Annotated in this window: 21 protein-coding genes; 19 read left to right on the top strand and 2 right to left on the bottom strand. The window is 38.4% G+C overall.

Features of this window, described 5'->3' with window-relative positions; all coding sequences use genetic code 11:
• The first annotated feature begins 471 nt into the window (after window positions 1-471).
• From AC2UOP_RS04170 to AC2UOP_RS04095, 16 genes are all read left to right on the top strand, one after another.
• A complete protein-coding gene (locus AC2UOP_RS04170; RefSeq protein WP_484832741.1) occupies window positions 472-1,809 on the top strand; it encodes an ATP-binding protein in 1,338 nt (445 codons plus the stop codon).
• 474 nt (window positions 1,810-2,283) lie between these two features.
• Window positions 2,284-2,499 (top strand): hypothetical protein, encoded by a 216-nt coding sequence (locus tag AC2UOP_RS04165; RefSeq protein WP_019214995.1) that lies wholly within the window; start codon window positions 2,284-2,286, stop codon window positions 2,497-2,499.
• A 164-nt stretch (window positions 2,500-2,663) separates the two neighbouring features.
• Window positions 2,664-2,798, top strand: coding sequence for a 50S ribosomal protein L34 (rpmH, locus tag AC2UOP_RS04160; RefSeq protein ID WP_019214996.1), 135 nt, complete (start codon window positions 2,664-2,666; stop codon window positions 2,796-2,798).
• A gap of 6 nt (window positions 2,799-2,804) precedes the next feature.
• Window positions 2,805-3,155 (top strand): ribonuclease P protein component, encoded by a 351-nt coding sequence (rnpA, locus tag AC2UOP_RS04155; RefSeq protein ID WP_283162600.1) that lies wholly within the window; start codon window positions 2,805-2,807, stop codon window positions 3,153-3,155.
• Window positions 3,148-3,363, top strand: a complete 216-nt coding sequence (gene yidD, locus AC2UOP_RS04150; RefSeq protein WP_019214998.1) for a membrane protein insertion efficiency factor YidD — start codon at window positions 3,148-3,150, stop codon at window positions 3,361-3,363. The genes rnpA and yidD overlap by 8 nt, the downstream gene beginning before the upstream one ends.
• A gap of 38 nt (window positions 3,364-3,401) precedes the next feature.
• Window positions 3,402-4,109 (top strand): YidC/Oxa1 family membrane protein insertase, encoded by a 708-nt coding sequence (locus AC2UOP_RS04145; RefSeq protein ID WP_484832740.1) that lies wholly within the window; start codon window positions 3,402-3,404, stop codon window positions 4,107-4,109.
• Complete coding sequence (gene jag / locus AC2UOP_RS04140) at window positions 4,099-4,857, top strand: RNA-binding cell elongation regulator Jag/EloR (RefSeq protein WP_484832739.1); 759 nt, start codon at window positions 4,099-4,101, stop codon at window positions 4,855-4,857. The genes AC2UOP_RS04145 and jag overlap by 11 nt, the downstream gene beginning before the upstream one ends.
• A 214-nt stretch (window positions 4,858-5,071) precedes the next feature.
• Entirely contained in the window at window positions 5,072-6,427 is a 1,356-nt protein-coding gene (mnmE, locus tag AC2UOP_RS04135; RefSeq protein WP_484832737.1) for a tRNA uridine-5-carboxymethylaminomethyl(34) synthesis GTPase MnmE, read from the top strand.
• Between the two features lie 18 nt (window positions 6,428-6,445).
• Window positions 6,446-8,335: a tRNA uridine-5-carboxymethylaminomethyl(34) synthesis enzyme MnmG gene (gene mnmG, locus AC2UOP_RS04130; protein ID WP_484832736.1), complete on the top strand. Its 1,890-nt coding sequence runs from the start codon at window positions 6,446-6,448 to the stop codon at window positions 8,333-8,335.
• Complete coding sequence (locus tag AC2UOP_RS04125) at window positions 8,332-9,132, top strand: metallophosphoesterase (RefSeq protein WP_484832735.1); 801 nt, start codon at window positions 8,332-8,334, stop codon at window positions 9,130-9,132. Before mnmG ends, AC2UOP_RS04125 begins: the two co-directional genes overlap by 4 nt.
• Before the next feature lie 46 nt (window positions 9,133-9,178).
• Window positions 9,179-9,865, top strand: a complete 687-nt coding sequence (gene rsmG, locus AC2UOP_RS04120; RefSeq protein ID WP_484832734.1) for a 16S rRNA (guanine(527)-N(7))-methyltransferase RsmG — start codon at window positions 9,179-9,181, stop codon at window positions 9,863-9,865.
• Window positions 9,866-10,374: 509 nt separating this feature from the next.
• On the top strand, window positions 10,375-11,145 hold the full coding sequence (locus AC2UOP_RS04115) for a ParA family protein (RefSeq protein ID WP_484832733.1): 771 nt from the start codon (window positions 10,375-10,377) through the stop codon (window positions 11,143-11,145).
• 4 nt (window positions 11,146-11,149) lie between these two features.
• Window positions 11,150-11,986 (top strand): ParB/RepB/Spo0J family partition protein, encoded by an 837-nt coding sequence (locus tag AC2UOP_RS04110; RefSeq protein ID WP_484832732.1) that lies wholly within the window; start codon window positions 11,150-11,152, stop codon window positions 11,984-11,986.
• Window position 11,987: 1 nt separating this feature from the next.
• Complete coding sequence (locus AC2UOP_RS04105; protein ID WP_106018360.1) at window positions 11,988-12,881, top strand: PhzF family phenazine biosynthesis protein; 894 nt, start codon at window positions 11,988-11,990, stop codon at window positions 12,879-12,881.
• Between the two features lie 432 nt (window positions 12,882-13,313).
• A complete protein-coding gene (locus AC2UOP_RS04100; RefSeq protein ID WP_484832731.1) occupies window positions 13,314-13,955 on the top strand; it encodes a cyclodeaminase/cyclohydrolase family protein in 642 nt (213 codons plus the stop codon).
• Between the two features lie 1,466 nt (window positions 13,956-15,421).
• Window positions 15,422-19,030, top strand: a complete 3,609-nt coding sequence (locus AC2UOP_RS04095; protein WP_484832730.1) for an S-layer homology domain-containing protein — start codon at window positions 15,422-15,424, stop codon at window positions 19,028-19,030.
• A 980-nt stretch (window positions 19,031-20,010) separates the two neighbouring features.
• Here the strand turns inward: AC2UOP_RS04095 and AC2UOP_RS04090 are convergent.
• Both AC2UOP_RS04090 and AC2UOP_RS04085 read right to left on the bottom strand, forming a co-directional pair.
• Complete coding sequence (locus AC2UOP_RS04090) at window positions 20,011-20,454, bottom strand: hypothetical protein (RefSeq protein ID WP_484832729.1); 444 nt, start codon at window positions 20,452-20,454, stop codon at window positions 20,011-20,013.
• A gap of 101 nt (window positions 20,455-20,555) precedes the next feature.
• Window positions 20,556-21,104 carry a sigma-70 family RNA polymerase sigma factor gene (locus AC2UOP_RS04085; RefSeq protein WP_484832728.1) on the bottom strand — a complete coding sequence of 183 codons (549 nt, stop codon included), beginning with the start codon at window positions 21,102-21,104 and terminating at the stop codon, window positions 20,556-20,558.
• Between the two features lie 241 nt (window positions 21,105-21,345).
• Here AC2UOP_RS04085 and AC2UOP_RS04080 point away from each other — a divergent pair, with 241 nt between their 5' ends.
• The 3 genes from AC2UOP_RS04080 (at window position 21,346) to AC2UOP_RS04070 (ending at window position 24,540) form a co-directional block, all read left to right on the top strand.
• Complete coding sequence (locus AC2UOP_RS04080; protein ID WP_019215015.1) at window positions 21,346-21,537, top strand: DUF1659 domain-containing protein; 192 nt, start codon at window positions 21,346-21,348, stop codon at window positions 21,535-21,537.
• 31 nt (window positions 21,538-21,568) lie between these two features.
• Window positions 21,569-21,784, top strand: a complete 216-nt coding sequence (locus AC2UOP_RS04075; RefSeq protein ID WP_484832727.1) for a DUF2922 domain-containing protein — start codon at window positions 21,569-21,571, stop codon at window positions 21,782-21,784.
• Window positions 21,785-22,644: 860 nt separating this feature from the next.
• Window positions 22,645-24,540 carry an alpha/beta fold hydrolase gene (locus AC2UOP_RS04070; RefSeq protein WP_484832726.1) on the top strand — a complete coding sequence of 632 codons (1,896 nt, stop codon included), beginning with the start codon at window positions 22,645-22,647 and terminating at the stop codon, window positions 24,538-24,540.
• The last annotated feature ends 282 nt before the right edge of the window (window positions 24,541-24,822 follow it).

Genomic DNA, 24,822 nt, shown 5'->3' with positions numbered 1-24,822 from the left:
ATAGAATAAAAGAAAAGTGCTTTTACAGAGCGAAGCCTTCGGAGAAAACTGTTTTAATTTCTTAGCGAAGTGAGCCGCCCGTGGGCTCATCTAGTGGAGCATAGCGTAACGAATATGAGACCACAGGTGAACGAGCTTAGAAATTATCAGTTTTCGTAGACGTAGCGAGCTATGAAAACACTTTTCGAGAATTAATAGCAAAACTAAATCACTTTTTTATATAAGAAGAAAACCATTAGCAATTTGCCAGACATTGTCTGGCATTTTTAATTTAAGTAAAATTAAATAAAAAGACCTACCCCACTATTATCCCCGCTAAACTATAATCCCCGATAAAATTTCTTGAACAATTGTCGGGTTTGTGGTATAATTAAGAAAAAGAATTGTCGGGTTTGCAGAAAAAGTGCGAAAAAGAATTGTCGGGTTTGTGGTAAAAACGCCAAAAAGAATTGTCGGGTTTGAGGTGAAACTATGTTTAAAAGAAAAATTTATGCTAAGATGCTTGAGTGGAAAAAGAGGTCCAAAGGCAGCACTGCTCTACTTATTGAGGGTGCAAGACGTATCGGTAAATCGACTATAGCCCTAGAATTTGCAAAGAATGAATACGAAAGCTATATTCTTATAGATTTTTCACGAGCTGGTAAAGACTTGAAAAGTTTATTTGATGACTTAAGTAGTACTGATTATCTATTTATGCAGCTGCAACTATTGTTCAATACTAAGCTTTTTGAGAGAAAATCGTTAATTATATTTGACGAAGTGCAGTTTTGTCCAAAGGCTAGGCAAGCTATAAAACTCTTGGTTGAAGACGGTAAATACGACTACATCGAGACTGGTTCTCTTATATCAATCAGGAAGAATGTTGAGAATATTTTAATACCGAGTGAGGAAGAAAAATTAAGTATGTATCCTATGGACTTTGAAGAATTTCTTTGGGCTACAGGCGATACTGCTAGTAACGACATTTTAAGAGAGTGCTTTTTGAATGGAACTAGTCTAGGTGAAGCTGCAAGCCGCAAGATGCTTTTAAAATTTAGGCTTTATATGCTAGTTGGCGGCATGCCTCAAGCAGCACTTAAATACATTGAAAGCAATAATCTTGAAGAAGTTGATATGGTGAAGAGAAATATAATCACCTTGTATCTAGACGATTTTTATAAACTTGACGGCAGGGGTTTTACATCTGATTTATACAAGAACATCCCTTCAGAATTATCAAGACACACAAGCTCATATAAAATTTCATCTGTCTTAAAAAATGAAAGACCAAGCACGGTTCAAGACGAGATTAGAGAGCTTATCGAGTCAAAAACAGTGCTCGCCTCATACAACAGCACCGATCCAAGCGCATCGCTTGCCTTGACTAAAGACATAAACAAGTTCAAACTTTATCTTTCAGATACTGGCCTCTTTGTTACGCTAATGTTTATGGATAAGCCATTTACAAAGAATGAAATATACAAAAAATTGCTATCTAATAAATCAGAGGTAAATCTTGGCATGCTTTATGAAAATGCAGTTGCAACATCGCTTAGATCCTTAGGCTATGACCTATACTTCAACACTTCTTACGACGAAGATTATAAAAAATCGTATGAACTTGACTTTCTTATCTCAAGTGGCAATAAGATCTACCCTATAGAAGTGAAATCGTCTGGCTACAAGGCGCATAAATCATTGGATGTGTTCATCGATAAATATAGGTCAAGGATAGGAAAAAGTTTTGTTATATACACAAAAGATTATCTTAAAGAGGGAGATATAGAGTATTTGCCGATGTATTATACTCAGTTTTTGGATGAAATATAAAAATTTGCATTAAAAATTTCTTTTTATATAGAAAAGTGATTGACATTGCAATTGCTAACGAAAAGTGTTTTCATAGCTCGCTACGTCTACGAAAACTGATAATTTCTAAGCTTACTCACCTGTGGTCTCATATCCGTTCGCTTCGCTCAACTAGATGAGCCCACGGTCGGTTCGTTGCGCTAAGAAATTAAAGCAGTTTTCTCCGAAGGCTTCGCTCTGTAAAAGCACTTTTCTTTTATTTAATAGTGAAAAGAAAATTTTGATCTTAAATGTACATAGAAAATAAAAATCACTTTTCTAAATTTGCTCGATGTAAATTTTTTAACTGTAATCAATATTTTGTTCATGCTAAGCGGAAAATTTTATAAAATAACTCGATCAACTAAACGTGCCCCACCATAATCCCCTTTAAAATCATCTTGCACCACGTCCCATACTGTGTTATAATAAAGTTATAATCAAGGGAGGTTTATCATGAACAAGAAAATTACTTTTTTTGAGTACACTATACTCAAGCTGATCGTTGCGGGACTATTCTTGCTATTGTATTTTAATCCGGGTGTTTTTTGCCTTGAAGAAAATGTCATGCCTGATGCGGTTATTTACTGCAAGGCGGCGTCTTTAATATTTTCAATTCTAACTATTTCTCAAATTTTTGACGCAATTTATAAAGCATCTCTTAAGAACTAATCTACATAGAAGTCTTTTTTAAGGCTTCTTTTTTTTATAAAATGGCTCTGCCATACGCATAATTTATCTATTATATTAATATTTTTATAATTTTCTCTTGACAAAGCGCATCTAATTAATTATAATTACTATAGGAGTTTATGTACTATAGGAGGTGTATATAAATGAAGAGAACTTATCAACCTAAGAAAAGACAAAGAAAAGTTGAACATGGTTTTAGAAAAAGAATGGCAACTAAGTCTGGTAGAAATGTCTTAAGAAGAAGAAGATTAAAAGGAAGAAAGAAATTATCTGCATAATTAGCTATGCAAAGATATTTGAGTTTAAGAAAGAAAGTAGATATTAACAGGGTTTTCTTGTCTAAAAAGAAGGCCTTTAACGAGTCGTTTACAATATATTACCGCAATAACAATCTAGATAACCCTAGGTTTTGTTTTGCTATAAGTAAAAAGTACGGCAAGGCGAATAAGAGGAATTTATTAAAAAGAAGGCTAAAGGCGATTATCGAAGCTAATCAAAATGATTTTGAAAAGTCTTATGACATCGTTATTTCGGTTAAACCCTCTGTTTGTGACTACGATTTCTACAAGATTAGAAAAAGATTTCTTTCTTTGTTAAGAAAAATAAATGTTTTAAAGGATAAAGCTTATGAGTAGGATTATGGTTTTATTGGTGAAATTTTACCGCTTTGTGGCACATAAGATTTTTCACAAGAGGCCCAGTTGTATTTTCACTCCAACTTGCTCTGAGTATGCGATGGAAGCTTTTGAAAAATATGGTTTTTTCAAAGGCTTGTATTTGTCTGTAAAAAGGGTTTTAAGATGCAATCCATGGTCAAAGGGCGGCTATGACCCGCTTGTATAGTTTTCCTTTAGGCTTTATTTATCGTTAGGAGGATTTATATGTTAGGTAAAATTTTAGGTTACCTTTTTAATTTCATATATGATCAGCTTGCTAGCATGGGCGCGGAGCCTGCAAACTTCTCGTTTTTAGCGATGACTATCATAATCTCGACTGTTGTCGTGAAATTATTGGTTCTACCCTTACAAATTTCTTCTACTAAGAAGATGAAGAAGACTGCGGATTTGCAGCCTAAGGTTAAGGAGATTCAAGAGAAATATGGATATGATCAACAGATCGCTTCTCAAAAGGTTATGGAGCTTTACAGAAAAGAGGGCGCGTCAATAACTGGCGGCTGTCTTCCTCTACTTGTTCAGTTCCCTATCTTGATTGCGTTCTTCCAAGTTTGCCAAAATCCTGCTGTTAACGCATTTGGCGAAGCAAAGTATGCTGCGATGCAAAAGACTTTCTTCTGGATCAAGGATTTATCTTTAGTTGATCCGTATTGGTACGGCCTTCCACTAATTGCAACGCTTGTAACTCTGTTAATGAGTGTGACTACTCCAAAGGTCGGTATGACTGACCAGCAGCAAGCGAAGTCCATGAACATAATGCAGTATTTTATGCCATTAATGACATTTTTCTTTACAATTAAATATCCTGCAGGACTAGCTCTTTATTGGGCTGTGTCAAGCCTATTTGCTGCAATTCAACAATTTGTACAAAATAGGGTCATTAAAAAAGAGGAGGTAATTGTAAGTGAAAAGTAGATTTGAAGCAAAAACTGTTGAAGACGCTATAAAGAAGGCTGAAACTCAGCTTGGTATGAGTAGAGAGCATTTCACTGTTGATGTTATAAATGAGGATACTAAGGGCTTTTTAGGCATCGGCGCAAAGGACGCTGTGATTGAGGTTATCTACGAAGAAGTGAGTGAATGTCACTGCGGATGCCATGACCATGAACATGAGCATGACCATGAACATGAACATGAACACGAACACCATAATCATGAAGAACATGAAAATCATGAGCACCATGAAGATAATCATGACAATGCTGATGAAGAGCACATAAAGATATTAAAAAATTTCTTGGACGAGTTTTTAAGGCTATTTGAGGTAAAGGCTTCGTACGAGATTAATGAGTCTGACGAGATGATAAGCGTTTTTATCGATGGCGAAACATCTGATGATACATCGAAACTTATCGGCAAAAAGGGTTCTGTACTGGACTCTATGAACACGATAGCGCAAATCCAGCTAAACAAGAGTTTAACTGAGTTTAAGAGGCTTTACATCGACATCGGCGATTACAGAAAAAAAAGACAAGAAAAAGTTAGAGAGCTTGCTATACAAGGTTGTGAAAGGGCTAGAAAGTATGGTACTAAGGTTTCATTAGAGTACATGACTAGCTATGACAGACGTATCGTTCACGAAACCTTAGCAGGTATTGAAGGCGTAAAAACATTTTCTGAGGGCAACGAGCCTCACAGAAGAGTTTGTATCATAGCGAAGTAATTAGGAGGCTTATATAGCCTCTTTTTTATTTATGTGAATGGCAATGTTTATGCTAATGGATTTGCCACGATTAAAAAAAAAGAAAATTTACTTTGATAAATTTTCTTGCGATTTTAAATAATGATTTTTAAAATCTATATTAAAAAATACATAGCGTGTACACATCACGCACTAATATGATAAGAGAAGATAAAAAGAATAAAAAGGAGAAGAAATGAGAACGATTTGTGCAATATCAACTGCTATGCAGCCGGGCGCCATCGCCATCATCAGGATGAGCGGGGCGAATAGTTTTGCTATTGCGAATAAAATTTTTCGCTCGGCAAGCGGCAAAGATGATTTTAAAAATAAATACATGTACTTCGGCAGGATCTACGACGGGGACGAATTCGTGGACGAAGTTCTAATCACGTTTATGAAGGCGCCAAATACCTACACTACAGAGGACATGGTCGAAATTTATTCGCACGGTAGTGTAATTAGCCAAAGAAAAATACTTAATCTCTTACTAAAAAATGGCGCAGAACTTGCTGAGCGTGGTGAATTTACGAAGAAGGCCTTTATCGGCGGCAGAATCGACATCACACAGGCTGAGGCTGTCGCTGATATGATCAATGCCAAGACCGACATGAGCTATAATTTGTCTTTAAAAGCTTTTGATGGCTCAGTTCGTGACTTTATTAATGGCCTTGCAGATAGCCTTAAGATGCTCATTGCAAATATCGAGGTCGCTATCGATTATCCAGAAGAAGACATAGAGGAAATTAGCTACGAGCGCATCACAAATACTTTGACAGATGTGAAAAATAGTCTTGATGAGCACATCAAGCGCGCATCTACATCGACGCTTATTAAGGACGGCATCAAAACGTCCATAGTCGGCGTGCCAAATGTAGGTAAATCCTCGCTTCTAAACACATTTACCCGCGAAGAAACTGCAATTGTCTCAAATATCGAGGGCACTACGCGTGACATGATCACTGAGTACATCGACCTTGAGGGCATCAGCCTTAAACTTATGGACACGGCTGGCATTCGTGAGGCATCGGACGAAATTGAACGCATGGGTGTCGCCATATCGAAGAAGGCAATCAAGGACGCTGACCTAGTTCTAGCGGTTTTTGATTATTCAAAGCCAATGACAGACGGCGATAAAGAAATCATTGACATGGTTCAAGATAAAAAACACATATATATACTAAATAAGGTAGACGAAGGCGAAAACGGCGAGTATCTAGACCATTTCGAGCAAAATGCAAAATACATTTTAACGAGCCTAAAGACCGGCGAAGGCTTTGAAGCGCTTAAGGACATGATTAAGGAGATGTTTTTAGGTGGCGAAATTACTCAAGATGACCTTGTTTACGCCAATATCAGAGAGATGGACCTCTTAAATAAGGCACACTCTGCCATAAGCGAGGCACTAAATGATGCCGAGCATAAACAAGTCTACGATCTACTCATAGTCAACATCAGAGGCGCTCTCGATAGCCTTCTTGAAATTCTTGGCGAGAAGCTCGACAGCGAGATACTTGATAAGATTTTCCAAAACTTTTGCATCGGCAAATAGACTAAAGGAAGGGATTTTATGCAAAGAAGAGAAAAAACATATATTAGAGGCACGTTTGATGCAGTCGTAGTCGGCGCTGGACACGCTGGCTGCGAGGCGGCACTAGCACTTGCCCGCCTTGGCAAGAAAACTGCCGTCATCACCATCAGCCTTGACGCAATCGCTGCGATGAGCTGCAATCCTAACATTGGCGGCACTGGCAAGGGTCACCTCGTTCGTGAGGTCGACGCACTTGGCGGCGAGATGGCGAAAAACATCGACAAAACTTACATTCAGTCGCGTATGCTAAACACCTCAAAAGGCCCAGCCGTGCACTCTTTGCGCGTTCAGGCGGATAAGCAGGCCTACCACCGCGCGATGAAAAAGACGCTTGAAAACGAGCCTAACCTTACCATAATCCAAGGTGAAGTGGACGAAGTTCTTTTTGATAATGGCACAGCGACTGGCGTTCGCATGACAACAGGCGCTGTACTTGAGTCGAAGGCAGTAATTTTGGCGACAGGCACTTACCTTAAAGGAAGAATATTTGAGGGCGAGCTAAATTACGAATCGGGCCCCGATGGCCGCTTCCCTGCTCGCTATCTATCAGCGTCTTTAAATGAGCATGGCATTGATTTACGTAGAATGAAGACAGGAACACCAGCCAGAGTCCATAGGCGCAGCATCGACACGTCAAAGATGGCTGTACAAGAGGGCGACAAGACCATAGTCCCCTTCTCATTTATGAATGAGGCGGACGCTATTAAGAAAGAACAAGCAGTTTGCTACCTAACTTACACTACTAAGCCAATGCACGAATACATTTTGGCGCACATGGATCGCTCGGCGAGGACGCTTGGCGACATAACTGGCGAAGGCCCACGCTATTGCCCAAGTATAGAGGATAAGGTTCTTCGTTTCAAGGACAAGGATCAGCACCAAGTTTTCATCGAGCCAGAGGGCACGGATACTGATGAAATGTACATCCAAGGCGTTTCGACTGCCCTTCCTGAGGAGATGCAAGTTGAGATGTATAGGATGATAGAGGGGCTTGAGCAATCCGAGATTATGAGAAGCGCCTACGCGATTGAGTATGACTCGATCGACCCCACTTCCCTAAAGCTTAATCTTGAGTCCAAAAGTCATGATAATCTATTTTTCGCGGGCCAAATCAATGGTTCTTCGGGCTACGAAGAGGCCGCTGCTCAAGGCATCATGGCAGGCATCAATTGCTATCTAAAGCTTGAGGGCAAGGATCCATTCATTATCAAGCGTAGCGAGGGCTACATAGGCGTTCTAATCGACGACCTCGTTACGAAAGGCACAAACGAGCCGTATCGTATGATGACGAGCCGCTGTGAATATAGACTAAGTCTAAGGCAGGACAACGCTGATATGCGTCTTACCGAGTACTCTTATAAGATAGGTCTCGCAAGCGAAGAGCGTTATAATCGCATGCTTGAGAAGAAGAAACGCATCGATGGCGAGCTTGAACAATTGAAATCGAAATCCATTGGCCCTAAGGAAGAGACAAACGCTTACCTTGAAAGCCTTGGAACGACAGCGCTTAAGACAGCAGTAACGCTTGAAGAACTGCTTCGCCGACCAGAAATTCATTATAATAATCTCGCTAAGTTTATGGAGCTCGCACTAGATAAACCGGACGAAATACTTGAGCTCGAGACAATTGTCAAGTATGACGGCTACATCAAGAAGCAAAATAAAGAGATAGAGAACTTTTTAAAGATGGAAGAGCGTTCACTTAAGGACTTTGATTATAGCTTAGTCAAGGGACTAAAGACCGAAGCAAAAGAAAAGCTCGAAAAGTTTAGACCTTCAAACCTTGGTCAAGCATCGAGAATCAGCGGCGTTTCGCCAGCCGATATAAACAACATCATTATATATATGGAAATAAATAAACGCAAATGATTTATTTAATAATTGGCATCGCCTTGCTAACGGTACTCGCCTTCTTCATCATGTGGAAGAAAAAATTAGTAGTGAGCGAATACACAGTAAAAGCGCCGGTGGATATGGATTTGCTAATACTATCAGATTTGCACTCGATGGACTTCGGAGAAAATCAAAGAGAGCTGCTTGATATAGTCGATAGCATTCCCTTTGACGCGATACTAATGCCTGGCGATATATTTGATGACAAGGTCGACGACAAAAAGGGATATGAATTTATAGAAGGCATTAAAAAATACAAGTGCTACTACATTTTAGGCAATAACGAGATCATCTCCGGAAAGGCAGAGCTGCACATGAATAAGCTCGCGTCCATGGGCATCAAAGTTTTGGACGATGGCAAAGCCATTATCAAAGCAGATGAAAAAGAAATAGAAATTTGGGGTTTTAGAGATAGACACCCTTGGCGAATGAAAGATTATGCGGCGCATGTGGCTCGTAAGCTTGATTCTGACACGGATAAACATGATTATCGCATAGTTCTCTCGCATAAACCATTAACGAAGGATGAGTTTAAGGACTTAAATGCGGATTTAATTATCGCGGGCCACGCACATGGCGGTCAATGGCGCCTACCTCCTATAAATAACGGAGTTTTCGCGCCAAACCAAGGACTATTTCCAAAGTATGCTGGCGGCGTATATGAGGCGAACGGCAGATGCGAAGTCGTTTCGAGAGGCCTCGCGCGCGGACTAAAGCTTGTGCCTAGGCTAAACAACCCGCCCGAGATAGTTTTACTACACTTAAGAAAATAATGTTCCACGTGGAACATTTGAAAGGATATATATGCTAAAAGATTATTTGAATGAGATTAATATAAACGCTACGGAGAAGCAAATCTCTGAGCTTGAGCGCTTCAAGGACTTGCTTGTGGAGAAAAACAAGGTCATGAACCTAACTGGCATCACCGAGTCAGACGAGGTTGACAGGCTTCACTTTTCCGATAGCGCCTACCCACTTACTTTGCCTGAATTAAAAAATGCGAAGAAAATAATAGACGTAGGTACAGGTGCCGGCTTCCCTGGCATAGTTCTGAAGATACTCGCTCCAGAAAAAGAAATTTTACTTAACGATAGTTTATTAAAAAGATTAAAATTTTTGGACGAAGTTATCTTGGATTTAAACTTAAAGGATATAGAGACAGTTCACGCAAGAAGCGAAGACCTTGCCCACGTCGCAGCACATAGAGAAGCCTACGACGTAGCCATCTCAAGAGCAGTCGCTCGCCTAGCCACACTTACTGAGTATATGCTCGGCTTCGTGAAAGTCGGCGGATTTATGCTTTCGATGAAAAGCGGCGATATAGATGAAGAAGCAGCTGAGGCAAAGAAGGCTGTGACTGCAATGGGTGGAGAAATTGTAGATGTGCACAAGTATAGGTTATTTGATGAGTTTGATAGATCGATAGTGGTGATTAAAAAAGTTAGAAATACACCAAAGAAATATCCTAGGGGTAAGAATTTAGCAAAGAGTTCACCAATTATCTAGTTCGCATTCGATTTGCGCCTAAGGCTCGTTCCCTCCTCGACAATGCTCGAGTACTACGTGTACGCTCCGCTTGCCTCGTCAGTCCACTTCGCCTTATCCAGCATAGCGTAAAGGTTCTTGTCCGTTAGGACAAGGTTCTTCATCGCTCTGCGAACCAAGCTTCGTATGAATACAATTTAGATAAAATTTTTGAAGAATCACGTTTGTGGTTCTTTTTTATTCTTCCTATTATATATACTGTTAAAAAATGGATCAAAGCAATTTTAGATGTGTAATAAATTTTCGTTATTATCATCAAATTAATCACTTTTCGAGTACTATCGCTAAACAAACCCATTTTATCATTTCAATCAAAATGTTCCACGTGGAACATCTATCGTCACAAAACCATTTCCATAAAAAATGTTCCACGTGGAACATTTATATAAAACCATAAATAAAATTGATTTGTCAATCTTCCTATTGAATTTTAACCATAAATATGCTATTATTAACTTAGAGGTGATTTCATGTCCAAAACTATTGTCATATTTAATCAAAAAGGCGGCGTCGGCAAAACAACGACAGCCATCAACCTAAGCTATGCGCTTGCAAAGCTTGGTCAGAGGGTCTTGTGCGTCGATATGGATGCTCAGTCAAACCTATCGAGCGGTCTTCTTGAAGACTACAGCGAGGCTAGTTCCTCCACATACACGCTTCTTACAGACGATAAAAAAGACATCAGATCACTAATAAAGCCGACTAAGCTAGATAAGCTCCATGTCATCGATTCATCGACAGACATCGCGGGCCTTGAGATTGAGCTTGCACAAAAAGGCGATTGGAAAGACATTTTAAAGCGCCGTTTGGACGAGATTAAAAGTGATTACGATTTCATTTTTATAGACTCGCCGCCGTCACTTGGTATCCTTTCAATCATGAGCCTTGCAGCAGCAAACTCAGTCATCATCCCGATACAGGCAGAGTACTACGCACTTGAAGGCGTTTCGAAACTCATTAAGACCATAGAGCTAGTCAAAGAAAATTATAATCAGGCACTTACAATCGAAGGCGTTCTGATCACTATGTTTGACGCAAGAAATAATCTTCACACCGAAGTCTTCTCCGAGGTACAAAACTTCTTTGGCGCGAAGCTCTACACAGCTGTCATCAACCGCAACATCCGTCTTGCAGAGGCGCCCAGCTACTCGATGAGCATTTTCGAGTACGACAAAGCTTCAAAAGGAGCCGAAAATTACATGAATCTAGCCGAAGAATTTTTACAAAAGCAAGGAAGGTGATTATATGGCGAAAAAACTTGGCAAGGGCCTAGGCAGCCTCCTAGGCGTTGAAAGCATCACAGAAATCACAGAAAAGTCCAAAAACGAGCTAGTGGATATGGATATGGCATTGGTAGTGCCAACCCAGGCACAGCCGCGTCAGCTATTTAACGACGATACCATCAAAGAATTGGCAGAGTCCATAGAGAAAAACGGCTTACTTCAGCCAATAGTACTTAGACCAATGGCGAGTGGCAAATATCAGATCATAGCCGGCGAAAGACGTTACAGAGCCTTTAAAAAGCTAGATAGAAAAGTCATCCCAGCCATAGTCAGAGACTATAAAGATGAAGAAGTTGATAAGCTTCAACTCGTTGAAAATGTTCAAAGAGAGGACTTAAACCCTTATGACGAGGCCATTGCTTATTTAAAATTAAAAGAAAAGTACGGACTAAAGCAAGAGGACATCGCCAAAGCAGTTGGCAAATCCCGTCCATATATTTCAAATATGACAAGGATATTATCCCTTGAAGATGAGATACTTGAAATGCTTAAGATGGGCGAGATTACAGTATCACACGCAAAACTTATCTTATCACTTGATACAAAAGAAGAGCGATTAAAACTTGCTCATAAAATAAAAGACGCAGGCCTAACAGTTAAAAAGACAGAAGAAAATACACGTAAGCCAAAGAAGGAAAAGCCAGAAGACATCTACATCAAAGACATCCGCGAAAGACTTGAAGACTTTTTATCAACAAAAGTTTTGATCAAACACACAAAACGCGGCGGCTCCATCACCATCGATTATTACACAGATGATGACCTAACAAGGCTTACAGACTTAATCACGGAGGATTAGTATGGATCTACACGTATACATCGTCGATGCCTTCGCAACATGCCGCTTCGGCGGAACACCCATCGGCGTAGTTGCCGACGCAGAAGGCCTTAAAGAAGAAGAGTACCAAATCATCGCAAACGAGCTCAGAGCAAGCCTCACAGCCTTTGCAGAGCCAGTAGACCAAGACGTTTTCAGAACTAGATACTTCACTAGCAAAACCGAACTCGAAGGCTCCGGACAAGGCTCACTTGCGCTATTCTACGTGCTTACAAGCCTTGGCTACATCAAAGCCATTGAGAATGGTGTCAAGCTCGTCTACGAAGTGAACAGAAATTCTAAGAAGAAAGTCTACATCTATTACAAAGACTACAAGATAGAGAATTTAGAGATAGAAGTTTCTCGTCCAGAGATATTAAATACCTCGCCCGACATTTCAAATATGCTTAGCTCCATGAGCCTTTCAACAGCAGATATCGGTATCGATGGCGCAAAAGATGCCAGAGCAATGGTCGTGAAAGCAGAGGAGAATACACTCATCGTACCAATAAGGACGAGACAAGCACTTTATGGTTATACACTAGACGAATTCAAATTCAGAGACGCAGCTAAGAGCATAGGCGTCGAAAACGTACACCTCTTCTACCAAGCGGAAGACGGCTTCTACTATGTAAGGAATTACACAAAAGACCTTGCCTTCGAAGAAGATTCGTCCTCAGCATACGCTAATGCGGCACTGCACTATTATTTGATAAAAAATAAATTAACCACAAAGCTCAAAGCCAAGATGCTACAAGGCGAGACCATGAACAGACCGTCAAGAGTGCAAACGCGCTACTTAGAGGATAAGGATTCAGCGTTTATTACGGTTATGGGAATGGCACGGATATCGCTAGACGGCATTTTGAATATTTAAATTAATTCGCATTCGATTTGCGACTGGAGATCGTTAAGTCCATGCACCAAGAGAACGAGCGCTAGCGATGTTCGATTGGCTATGCATGCCTTATTCCAGAGATCACAAAGGTATGGAGCGAAGCGAACATAGCTTTGATTGATCTTACGGATCGTTTTTTTCAATGCTCACGTACCATTAGTACGCTGCGCTTGAAAAAAATCTCCACTTCGTCCCATACTAAAAATTTGCTCTGCGAAATTCGAAATATGATAAGTTCTTTCCTATTATATAGGCAATAAAAATTTAAAGAAAAAATTAAAAAATAACAAAAAACAAAAGCAAAAGAAAATTTATTCACATAAATTTTCTTGCGATTCAAAATGCTCACGCATTTTAAATCTAAATCACGGCTCAGCCATTCCACATACAAAAAAATCAAGGAGGAAAATTATGTTAATCGAAAAAACACTAAGAGATTATTTAAAAGAAGTTAGATCAGACTCACCAGCACCAGGCGGTGGCTCAGTTGCAGCATATTCATCAGCACTAGGTGCATCACTTACAAACATGGTCATGGCGCTAACAGAGAGCAAAAAAGCCTTCGCGGAACTACCAGAGTCCGAGCAAAACACAATGAAAGACTACTCCAAAAAACTAGTAGCAGTATGCACAGAGCTTGAAGACATCGTAGACACAGACTCAACAGCATTCAATGACGTAATCAAAGCACTTAAGATGCCAAAAGAAACAGACGAAGAAAAGAAAATCAGATCAGAAAAAATACAAGAAGGCTACAAAATCGCGCTAGAAATACCATTCAGATGCGCAGAATTAGGCCTAGAAGCCATGGCAATGCAAAAGATATTCGCACAAAACGGCAACATCAACGCAATCACAGACGTTGGCGTAGGCTGCCTACTATTACAAACAGGCGTTGAAGGCGCATTACTAAACGTTACAATCAACCTAAAATCACTTAAAGACGAAGCCTTCAGAGAAGAAACAAGAAAGAAAGTCGAAGACATGCTAGATGCTTCCAAAAAGTATAAAGAAGAAACACTTGCGATAGTATATAAGAGATTAGCAGAGTAAATATCACTTAAATTAAATAATACAAAACATAGACGCTTCACACGAGGCGTCTTTTTTTGCGTGTAGAATGGTCTTGCCACTTCGTAAGCTTGTCCCTCTACAAAATAAGACTATTGCTTAAACAAAGAACTTGTCCCTCGCAAATGTCCCTCGCAAAAAAAGAAGTCGGCCCTCAACAGAATGAGCATATAACAAGCTTACAAAGAATTAGATAAAAATGTCGCTCTAAAAAGGCCCTCTACTTATAAAACATGGCCCTCTACGAAATGAGATTATCACTTAATCATAAGAATTGTCCCTCAGCTTGTCCCTCACAAATGTCGCTCTACTTTGTTTTAAAATGTCGCTCTAGAGAAAAACGATGTCGCTCAGGAAAATGAGCATATAGCTACATCACAGGAAAATGTCGCTCGCAATGTTGCTCGCAATGTCGCTCAGGATGTCGCCCGCAAATGTCGCTCACAAAAGTCCCACGCAAAACCATTGCCATCATCCAAACAAAAAGGCAGTACACACGTACTGCCTTTGGGGATGGTATATTAAAGGAAAGCCAGGGGTAAAAGAAATCAATAATGAAGGAGGATTTCTTTATTTAACCCAAGCTTAGACATAGCCCGCGTCTAAGACCTCGATATAAGTAAATAATTCGTGATACGAGACTTGGGTAGCCCGCCCACAGACGGACCTACGAAGGAGAATCCCCTTGCTTCCCATGTAGCCACTAAAGTAAACTACATTGCGTATTATATTATAAAAGGAAGATAAAGTCAAGAAATTTATGCTTCAATACTATGCACATGGCTCTGCCACTTCGTAAATCATAGACAAATACACGTACATGTGAAAGATTGAAAATATTTATACCAAATATTCATACATATATAACCCCTATATATAATAAGAAGATTTTTTTGCAAAATCCTTTTTGCGATCTAAAATACTTGCGTATTTTAAATCTATAAAAATATTAATAATAAACATTCATACATATATAAGCCATATATAATAGGAAGACTTTTTCTAAATAAGATAAATTCTACATGCAAAATATATCCCCCTATTTAAAAGAAGGCTTTTTTTGCAAAAGCCTTCCTAATTATACGCAAGTAGTGATTTGCAAAAGTCGAAACACGCGCGAAATCAGTTTAGTAAAAATTAAAACGCATGCAAATCGAGTTTTGTAACACACTCTTAACAAACAAAACACATTTTCTGTGGTATAATGTAATTGTAAATAAAGTACCACTAAAATTGTTTGTAGCAAGAAAAGTTTGAAAGCGCCCACTTGTTCGCAAGAAACGGACATGAAAGCGTTTTTTCAAAGAGCAAATCGCTTTGTAATATATCTGCATTGTTACAGTTATATTACAGATAAAGGTTTTCTCTTGCAATATTCTTTTTTAGATGGTATAATACATTAAGAGTGTAGGCTTTTCCTACACAAATACAAAAGGAGGTCATTAGACATGAGTAAAAAATTACTTGCACTACTACTTGCATTAGTCATGATAGTAGGCTCATTTACTTCAGTTCTTGCTGAACCTGCTAAAGAACCTGTCAAAGAAGATAAGAAGACAGAAGAAAAAGCAGGAGAAAAGAAGGATGAAAAGTCTGAAGAAAAGAAAGACGAAAAATCCGAAGAAAAGAAAGAAGAAAAGACTGAAGAAAAGAAAGAAGAAAAGAAGGAAGAAGTTAAGGACGAATACCTAGCAAAAGCTATCGACGTTCTTAAGAAAGCTGGATTCATTTCCGGTTATTCAAAAGATTCAGACGACTTCAAGGTTGAAAAGAACGTAACTAGAGCAGAATTTGCTTCTATGATCGTTAGAGCTAAGGGACTAGAAGCTTCAGCTAAGGCTTTAGCTAACCTTCCTACAGGATTCAAGGACGTTCCAGCTAACCTTTGGGCTAACGGATACATCGCAGTTGCTAAACAACAAGGTTTTGTAAACGGTTACCCTAACGGAACATTCCAACCAAACAAACAAGTTTCTTACCAAGACATGGCTACAATGCTAACTATCGCACTTGGTAAAGCAGAAGCTGGTACAGTATATCCAGCTGGCTACATCGTAAAAGCTCAACAACTAGGTTTATTCAACAAAGTTGACGTTGCAGCTTATACAGATATGGCTACAAGAGGAAACGTTTTCAAGATGCTTTACAACATGGTAACAAGCAAAGAATTTGGCGAAAGAAAGATCGTTAAAGCTATCGTTCTAGAAAACAAGAGAGTTGAAAACTTAGCTGACGATGAAATAACTGTAGAAGTTCTTAAAGTTGTTCAAGAAGCTAACTGGGTAGAATCTAACAGAGTCAAGAGAGGCGACCAACACACTTACAAACTTGACAAAGATCTTAAGCTAGATGCAGAAGATTTACTTGGTAAAGTAATCGATATCACAACTAACAAAGACGATCAAATCGTTAACGTTACAGTTGATAAGACATTTGACTATGTTGAAGGTGAAATTGTAGATGTAACACCAAAGACATTCAATGTTGATGGAACAAAATACACAGTTGATTTTGACGAAAGATATGATTCAACAGATGAAAGAATCTTCAGAACTTATCTAAACAACAAAAACTATGCATACAGAGATTTTGCTAGAGATTATAAGAAACAATATGATTTTGCAAGATTTACTGTTAAAAATGGTAAAGTTATCTTTATCGATGCTTACCAATTCTATGACATAGCTCCAGTAGCAGAAGTTAAAGATGGTAATGTGTTCTACTATGACGACACTAGAAGCGCTAAGATAACTCAAGCTCCAAAACTAACAGGAGACATTATCTTCAAGTCAGGAGATGTTTACTCAGTAGGAGAAAGAAAAGAAATTGTTAAAGATGATGTTCTTCACTTCTATGAAAACTATAGAATAAACAGAAACATTAAATGCGCTATCGTTAGAAAAGACGCAAAAGTACAAACAAAATTAGTTAAAACTCACTTAGACAAATTGGGTACACAATGGGCTGTTGGTGAAAAGGATGAATACTGGTTAAATACAGATGAACCATTCAGACTAATTGCAAGCTATGAAGGAAAATACTTTGATATAATTACTTCAAGACATCAATTAAAGAAACTTATCGGTGAAAATGTTAAGATATTAGTTGCTCTTGATGGATCAGCTCAATTAATCCAATCTGACAAAGCTTGGAAAGACGGCATCCACGCAGTTAAGAGGATAACATCTGCAGGAGAAGTTAACTTACTTCCTCCAAGAACAGATGCTTTCTGGACTAAAGAAACTAGAAACACTAGATATATTCAACCGCTAAAAGTTGTTAATAACCAAAGATTATTAGACTTCAATTATGACGACATAGTTTATTATGAAGGATCAGAAGAAAACGAAATCGGATATATGGGACTTGTATTACCTAAGAATAACATTCTAAATGCTAATAAAGAAGTATTAGCTAAAGGTTATGCAGATAACTTCCAAAAAGCTGCTATTACAGCTAGATATATCACAAGCGGTTTAAAAGATTACAGATACTTTGATAACTTAAACGCTTACTACGTTGATAAACGTGGCAACTTACAAAACATTCCTGATTTTGCAGCATTTGCAAAAGATCAAAAGGATAATGCTAAACTTGAAGCTTATGTAATGAGCGAAGGTGAATTAAAGACTAACCTAGAAGGACTAGGACTTGAACTTTATAACTTCCTAAGCAATTCTAAAGAAATAGCAAGCGTTGTTGTATTCAAGAATGCAGTTGAAAAGATTGGCGTTAAGACAGTTTATGCAGTAGTTGCTGACGAATGGACTAAGTACACAGATGCACCTACTACAGATGTTAGATTTGTAGACGCAGATGGAAAAGTTTATGATGTTGAATTAGACTTTAGATTTGGTATCAGAAACTTTGTAAAGGGCGATATCGTTGAATTAAATCTTGACAAGACTACACTTGAAAAAGACCAATTAAAGGGTTATGTAGAAAAAGTTGTTATCTACAATGATTCTAAAAAATCTCCATGGTATCCAATTGAAACATTAAGACCAAGAGACACTTACAAGATTGGCGGAGTTGAAAAATACTTCTCAAAAGACACTCAAATCTTTAATAAAGAGTTTGGCGATCTTGTACAAGTAGCTTATGAAGATGACACTAACTTTGTTCTAGCTATTAGATATAAATCAGTAAAAGCTAACACAGTATATGATGTACTTGATCCAGCTACTGATTCATTAAATTTAGTATTAAGAAATAGAGATGGCGGACAATCAGTTTACAGAGTTAACGCTGGCACTGAATTCAGAGGACCAAAGAACGAAATGTATCCTGAAGGAAAGATTTTAGGATTCGGTTCATCATATTTAATGCAAGCAACTACTGGATTTAAAGCATTATATGAAAATGGTGAAGTAGAAGTTGTTGTTGATAAATATACTAATGCAGCATTAATGGTTAGAGGTATCAGAACAGGAGCTGAAGTCGAAGCTAACATCCATGAAGAATATCTAAAGAAAGCAGAACAAATTATAAAAGATCTTGGTAAAAAAACTTATCCAGCTGGAACAACTGGTGTAGCAACTTTATTAAGAGATGAAATAATTGAAAAGCTAGTAGAAGCAGGATTAAAACAAGAAAAGAATGCTGCATATAAAGCTGGAGATAAGGTTAAATTAGATTCAACAAGTGGTGGTAATAAAGTAGATGCTGATGGAAACGGAGTAATGACAACTGAACTTTCAAGCGCACCAGCTAAATCTATAAAAGTTGAAACACCATTCCACATGGCATCACAAAAAGAAGAAAATCAAGCTAAAGTTGATGAAGCTAAGAAATTAGCTAACAATGGTAGCATAACTTTATCAAAACCATTTGATATTACTAAAACTGCTGATAAAGAAAGAGCAGCAGAAGAAATAGCTAAAGTTATCAATGCAAAATTAACATTAGCAAACAAGAAATTCTCATTTACAAAAGCTGACATTACTAACTTAAAACCAGTTGCTGCAGATTCAAATGCATACACATTTGAACTAGTATATGGTTCTTCAGATCAAGGAAAAGCAGAATTAACATTTGATATAATGTTAACTGACTAATAAGTTAAAACTTAACTAAAATAAAAGAGGAGGGTCTTATGACCTTCCTTTTTTTGTACATAATTTTGTATTAATGTGTAATATGCCAAGTGTAAAATTGCTATGTATGATATTTCATCCTAATTATTCTATTTCATTTTCATTCATTTTCTTTTATAAAATTCTATGCTATCTAATATCATATCAAGTTTTAATTCATTGCATGCTATTGAATATAATTTAAAAACTATTTCTAGTGTAGAAATAAACTTTAACTTATTCTTGTATAGGTAATTAATCTTGTTCATATTGCTTAAAGCTAGATATTTATGCTTTATATGAAATTATAATGAAATTATGATGAATCTATAGAAAATAGACGCATCAAAATCGATTTTAAGGGGCATTAAATTATTTTTAGGTATAATACTACCCATTTATTAATATTAGGCTTATTTTGGCGGTATATGATTAAATGATCTCACAAAATCCATCGCACGAGCTTTATTTACAAAAGAAGACCCATAGCACTCCTTTACTCACAAAAGGGAGCTACGGGTCTTTTTAGATTTAAAATACGTAAGTATTTTAGATCGCAAGAAGACTTTTTTGGAAAAAGTCTTCATTTATATATGGTAATATATGGGATTATATATAAGGCGATTTATTTTCTTATCTATCTCTTTTTGAAACAAGAATCCATTCCCCCATCTCTTGTTTCAGAAACTCGCCTTTTTTTGAAACAAGGCTTTTTTTCTTGCAATCTTGTTTCAAATTGATCTTGAGGTGCAAATTTTTCACCTCAAGTTTTAAGTTTTTTCTACAAGTATCTTGTGGACGAAAATTTCGACCTCAAGTTTTAAGTTCTTTTTACAAGTATTTTGAGGTCACAAAATGTGACCTCAAGTTTATCGGCGCAAAGACATTGCCATTACCATTACCATTACCATTGCCATAATCATCATCTCAAGGCATAAAAAAAGGGGGAGTACTCTTGGTACTCAATCCCCGAATTTCTCGTCATAAGCTTTACTGATTCTGTCGCAGTCTTTGATTCTCTCTCTGATTGTTCTTTTCTTTGCGAGTACTGGTATTTTTGTTAGGCCTTGGATGTGCACGTATCCGTCTTCAATGTCGTAGATTAGCGATCTATTTAGGTAGATCATGCTGCCGTCGCTTTTGGAGCGTAGTTTTCTGCATTTAATGCCTACTAGTCTTGTGTCTCTAAGTACGATTGCGAGGCCGGTTTTTTTCTGGGCGATGCTTTTCGCCCACTTTTTGTACTGTTTTTCGTCTGTCATGTGCTCTCTAAAGAGTCTGGTGATTGCTGTCCTTATGGAAATGTGTAAGTTTTCAGCGCTCATGTCTTGGTATATGGCGACTGTCGTGTTTATTCCTTCACTATCGTAAGCTGGGATTAATGCCGCCAACATCTTTTCTGTCATAATTTTTTCCTCCTTATTATAGGTCTATTATAGTCCTTTATATTTTCTTTGTCAATAGCTTTTTCTTATTTTATGTCAATATTTGTCTATTATTCTAATTTTCATACTTTAGTATTATGTTCCTGTTCTTTGTATAATTTTCTGAGTTTTTTAAGTAGCCCCGATATTTTCTTGGCGGCGGTGCTTTTTGAGTATCCAAGTGCACGCCCTATGTCTTCGTAGTTCATCTCGGTGTAATAACGTAAATAGATGAGTTTTTCTTCTTCGTATGTGAGCTCTTTAAAAACTTTGCCTAGTGTGTCGTTGTAGAATAGTTTTTCGAAGTCGTCCATGCTGGTTTCGTCTTCTACGAGGAAGGCGTCGTCTAGTGGCTGTGTGTCTATGCCTTTTTTGTATTTACCTAGCAAATGGTATTTCATCCTGGATTTGATGTGTGCGAGTGCGTGTGCGCCTTTTTTGATGTCGAAGTCTTTGAGTGCCTCGAGCGCCACGATTCTGAGTTCTTGGATTAAATCTTCTACTTCTTTGTAGTTTGGGTAGTAGCGTCTGATCTGCGCGAGCATGAGTGGTTTGAGTGCTTCTATGGCGTCTGTCGCTACGCTTCCATTTTCCTGATAGATTTCTGCTATTTTGTCAAAATTAATTTTCATCTTATGTCCTCCTTTTCATTTTCTTAAGATTATTGTAGCGACTTGTACATGTGTTTGGCAAATGCTACCTCTCGCATAAATATTGGAACTCTCTGCAATTTTTAGACATTTCGCATATAAATTGGACGTTTGTGTGCGCACTTTCCATTATTATGGTGTTTATATGCGCGGGAAATATTACTCTGTTTTTGTATATATTAAGTGTAGGGCGAAAAGCTCTGGATGAAAGGGGGTGAATATTGTGAGTAAGGTAAGTGTAAAGGTTTTCTTTACTAATGAGCTTAACGGTGTTAAGAGAAATCTTTCTAGAACTGTTAACTATGTTAATAGTACTGCTTCGAATGATGATCTTGGCGCTTTTAAGGGTGCATTTTCTGCGCTTTTAGGTAAAGAGGTTAAAAGGGCTGTTAAGATCTCTGTTGAGGAATTATAGGTCTAAGCTATGTTTTTAGAAAGGGGGTGAAATGATGAAAAGATTACAAATGAAGTTCAAATGTGAGGACGGTAAGGCATATAACATGTCTCTACAAAATCCTAAGGACGGCATCCTTGCTAAGGATGTTAAGGACGCTTTCAATACTATTCTTGAAAAGAAACTTATCGTGAATAAGGATGGAAGTGAAGTTGTGGCTATGGATGGCGCAAAAATCATAACTACTACTACTGAAACTCTATTTTAGTTGAAAACTCATGTCGATAAAATAAAATAGTGCAGGTAATTAAGGGGGTTCGTATCGAAAGATATGGGCTCTCTTTTTTATTTCGCATTCACTTGGCGATCTTGGCTAGTTTCGAATTTTTTACTCATTGCGACGAACTTTATGTTCGAGTTAAGTCCATGCACCAAGAGAACGAGCGTTAGCGATGTTCGATTGGCAATGCATGCCTTATGCCAGAGTTTACAAAGAGACGGAGCATAGCGAACGTCGATTTGAATAAACTTACGGCCATTCGTAAAAATTCTGTCCTACGCCAATCTCATCCAAGTGTTCTGCGTAGCGCAAAGGTTCTCGGCCATTTATGGGCGAGGTTCTTCACTAACGGGATAGGGGAAGAAAAGAATATTCATGTCTAATGAAAAATAATTAAATAGTGCAGGTAATTAAGGGGGTTCGTATCGAAAGATATGGGCTCTCTTTTTTATTTCGCGTTCGATTTGCGATCTTGGCTAGTTTCGAATTGTTTTGTCGCTGCGACGAATTATTCATACGAGTTAAGTCCATGCACCAAGAGAACGAGTGTTAGCGATGTTCGATTGGCTATGCATGCCTTATGCCAGAGTTTACAAAGAGACGGAGCATAGCGAACGTCGATTTGATTAAACTTACGGCCGCTCCAAAAAATTCTGTACTACGCCAATCTCATCAAATCGCTTCGCATAGCGCAAAGGTTCACGTCAATTCATTGACGAGGTTCTTCAAGAACGGTTTAGGTGAAGAAACATACTTCGCGTAAAACATTTAGAATAGCTAATAAATATCTTGCACGCTTTAGGACTTTGTGGTATAATAGCAACGTATATTATAAAGGAGAGGATTACATGAGAAGTAATAAGAAAGCTATAATACTAGCACTAATCATGTGCCTAAGTATATTCATGAGTTTCGGCCAAGCTGTAGTAAAAGCTGGCCCATCCATAGACTTTGGCACTAAGACAAAAGAGGTCATCTTCATGGTTGACAGAAGCATGGCAACTGGCAAGGAAAGACTTGCTGAAATAAAAAACGAAATCAATGAGCTTAGCGAGAAGCTTATTGAGAGCGGCTCTAATCTAAGTGTTTCACTAATCTACTTCAACGGTAGAGCAGAAACTCTTGTAGAAAAGGCAAAGGATGCAGCGCTTATCAAAAACGCGAAGACTCCGGAGTTTGCACTAGGTTTTTCAAATCCGATAGCAGCTATCGAAAAGGCGAGAGCTATCGAAAAAGCACAAAAGAACTACCTTGTGCTTTACACATCGAGCTACCCAGCAATTGGCCCTATCACAGAAGACGGCCCATACACAAGTCGCGACCACTTCTACTTCGGAAACGCAAACGCGCTTAAAAACGCAGCTGATGAGCTAGGAAGTGATTACGACTTAATCACAGTTCTTGACATGGCTCGTTTGAACAATAAAGACTACGCTTTCACGAAGAAACTTTATACTGACTTATCCAAGAAAACTTATTTAGCTGGTGATTCTAAGGGTATCCTTGACTATGTTCATGGCGGAGCTGCTATAGACAAAGTAAGTGAAGATAAAAGACCTATAGTCTTCGTTCCAGGCATTGCAGGCAGCGAGTTATACTCCATTGACGAAAAATACGTAAGCGACGAAGAACGCAAAACTGGCATGATCTCATCTGATAAAGAATTTATTGGCAAGAGAATCTGGATCCCACTTGGATACGGAAAGTCTGAGCTAAGTGAGCTTCTTAATATAAAAAACAATGCATACGGACTGCAAGAAGGCGACCTTAGATATGCTAAGTTAATAACAAGACACACTGGACCTGCGGCATCATACACTTTGCTTATAGATGCGCTTATCAAGCACTTCCCAGATAGACCGGTATATCTATTCTCATACGATTGGAGAAAGTCTAACGAAATTACAAGCGAAAAACTTGATGCCTTCATCGACAGCATTAACGAAGGTGGCAAGCTAAAGGTTGACCTTATCGCGCACAGCATGGGCGGCCTTGTATCAAGCCACTATCTAGCTAAGCACGATGACAAGGTTGATAAATACATCTCTTTCGGTACACCATACGAGGGTGCTCCGCACGCTTACAACGAAATGACTAACGGCAACATCTTAGGAGGTATCGCGGACTTTTTCCTTAACAATTTCCTTAACATAGACAGCAAGGTTGTTCAAGACTACGACGGACTTCTTGAGCTATATCCAACAAAGAAGATGCTTGATAAGTATCCATACCAAGTTGTAATGAACCAAAAGCAGCTTGACAGCGAGCTTTTAAAGAACAATTTTGTGACATACGACTCACTTGTGAACAAGCTTCACCTAACATTTGCCTCGAGAAGCCTTGGATCAGATGACGTTCAAGAGCAAATGCAAGCCTACTTAGGACACGAAAGATTCACTGAGTTCTTAAGACGTGCACAAGCTTACAGAGAAATGGGCAGCATGGACGAAAGCGTTTACATGCTTCACAGACCAAATTCCATGTTCATAGTTGGAGATGGCATGGACACACAAGTTAGCGGCTACTACACAGAAAACGTAAGTGGTCTTAGCAAGGTTAAAAAGCTTATGACAAAGGAAGGCGATGGTCTAGTTCCGCTATACTCAGCAACTATGGGTATGGAGCTTGACGAGATGCCAGAAGAGCTTAGATCAAAGTTCAAAGTTGTTAAAGGAAGCCACATGGGCATACTTATGGATGCTAAGTGCCTAGACATGATGTGTCACTTCTTATTAGGAAGATAATTCAATAGTATAGGTAATGAAGGGAGCTGTATCGAGGGATGTGGCTCTCTTTTTTTATTTCGCATTCGATTTGCGATCTTGGCTAGTTTCGAATTATTTTGTCGCTGCGACGTATTTTTATACGACTCGCTCCAAAAAATTCTGTACTACGCCAATCTCATCAAATCGCTCCGCGAACTAACGGTATGTGGAAAAAAGTGAGTTGTCGACAATTTGCCCGTAAGTGAGTCGCTTACAAAATGTAACCATCTGAAAAAATTATAAAAAACTATTGACAATATG

The sequence above is a fragment of the Fenollaria sp. genome (genome assembly GCF_057222035.1).
Note: the sequence above shows the minus strand (reverse complement) of the source record. Positions and strands in the feature narration are given on the sequence as shown.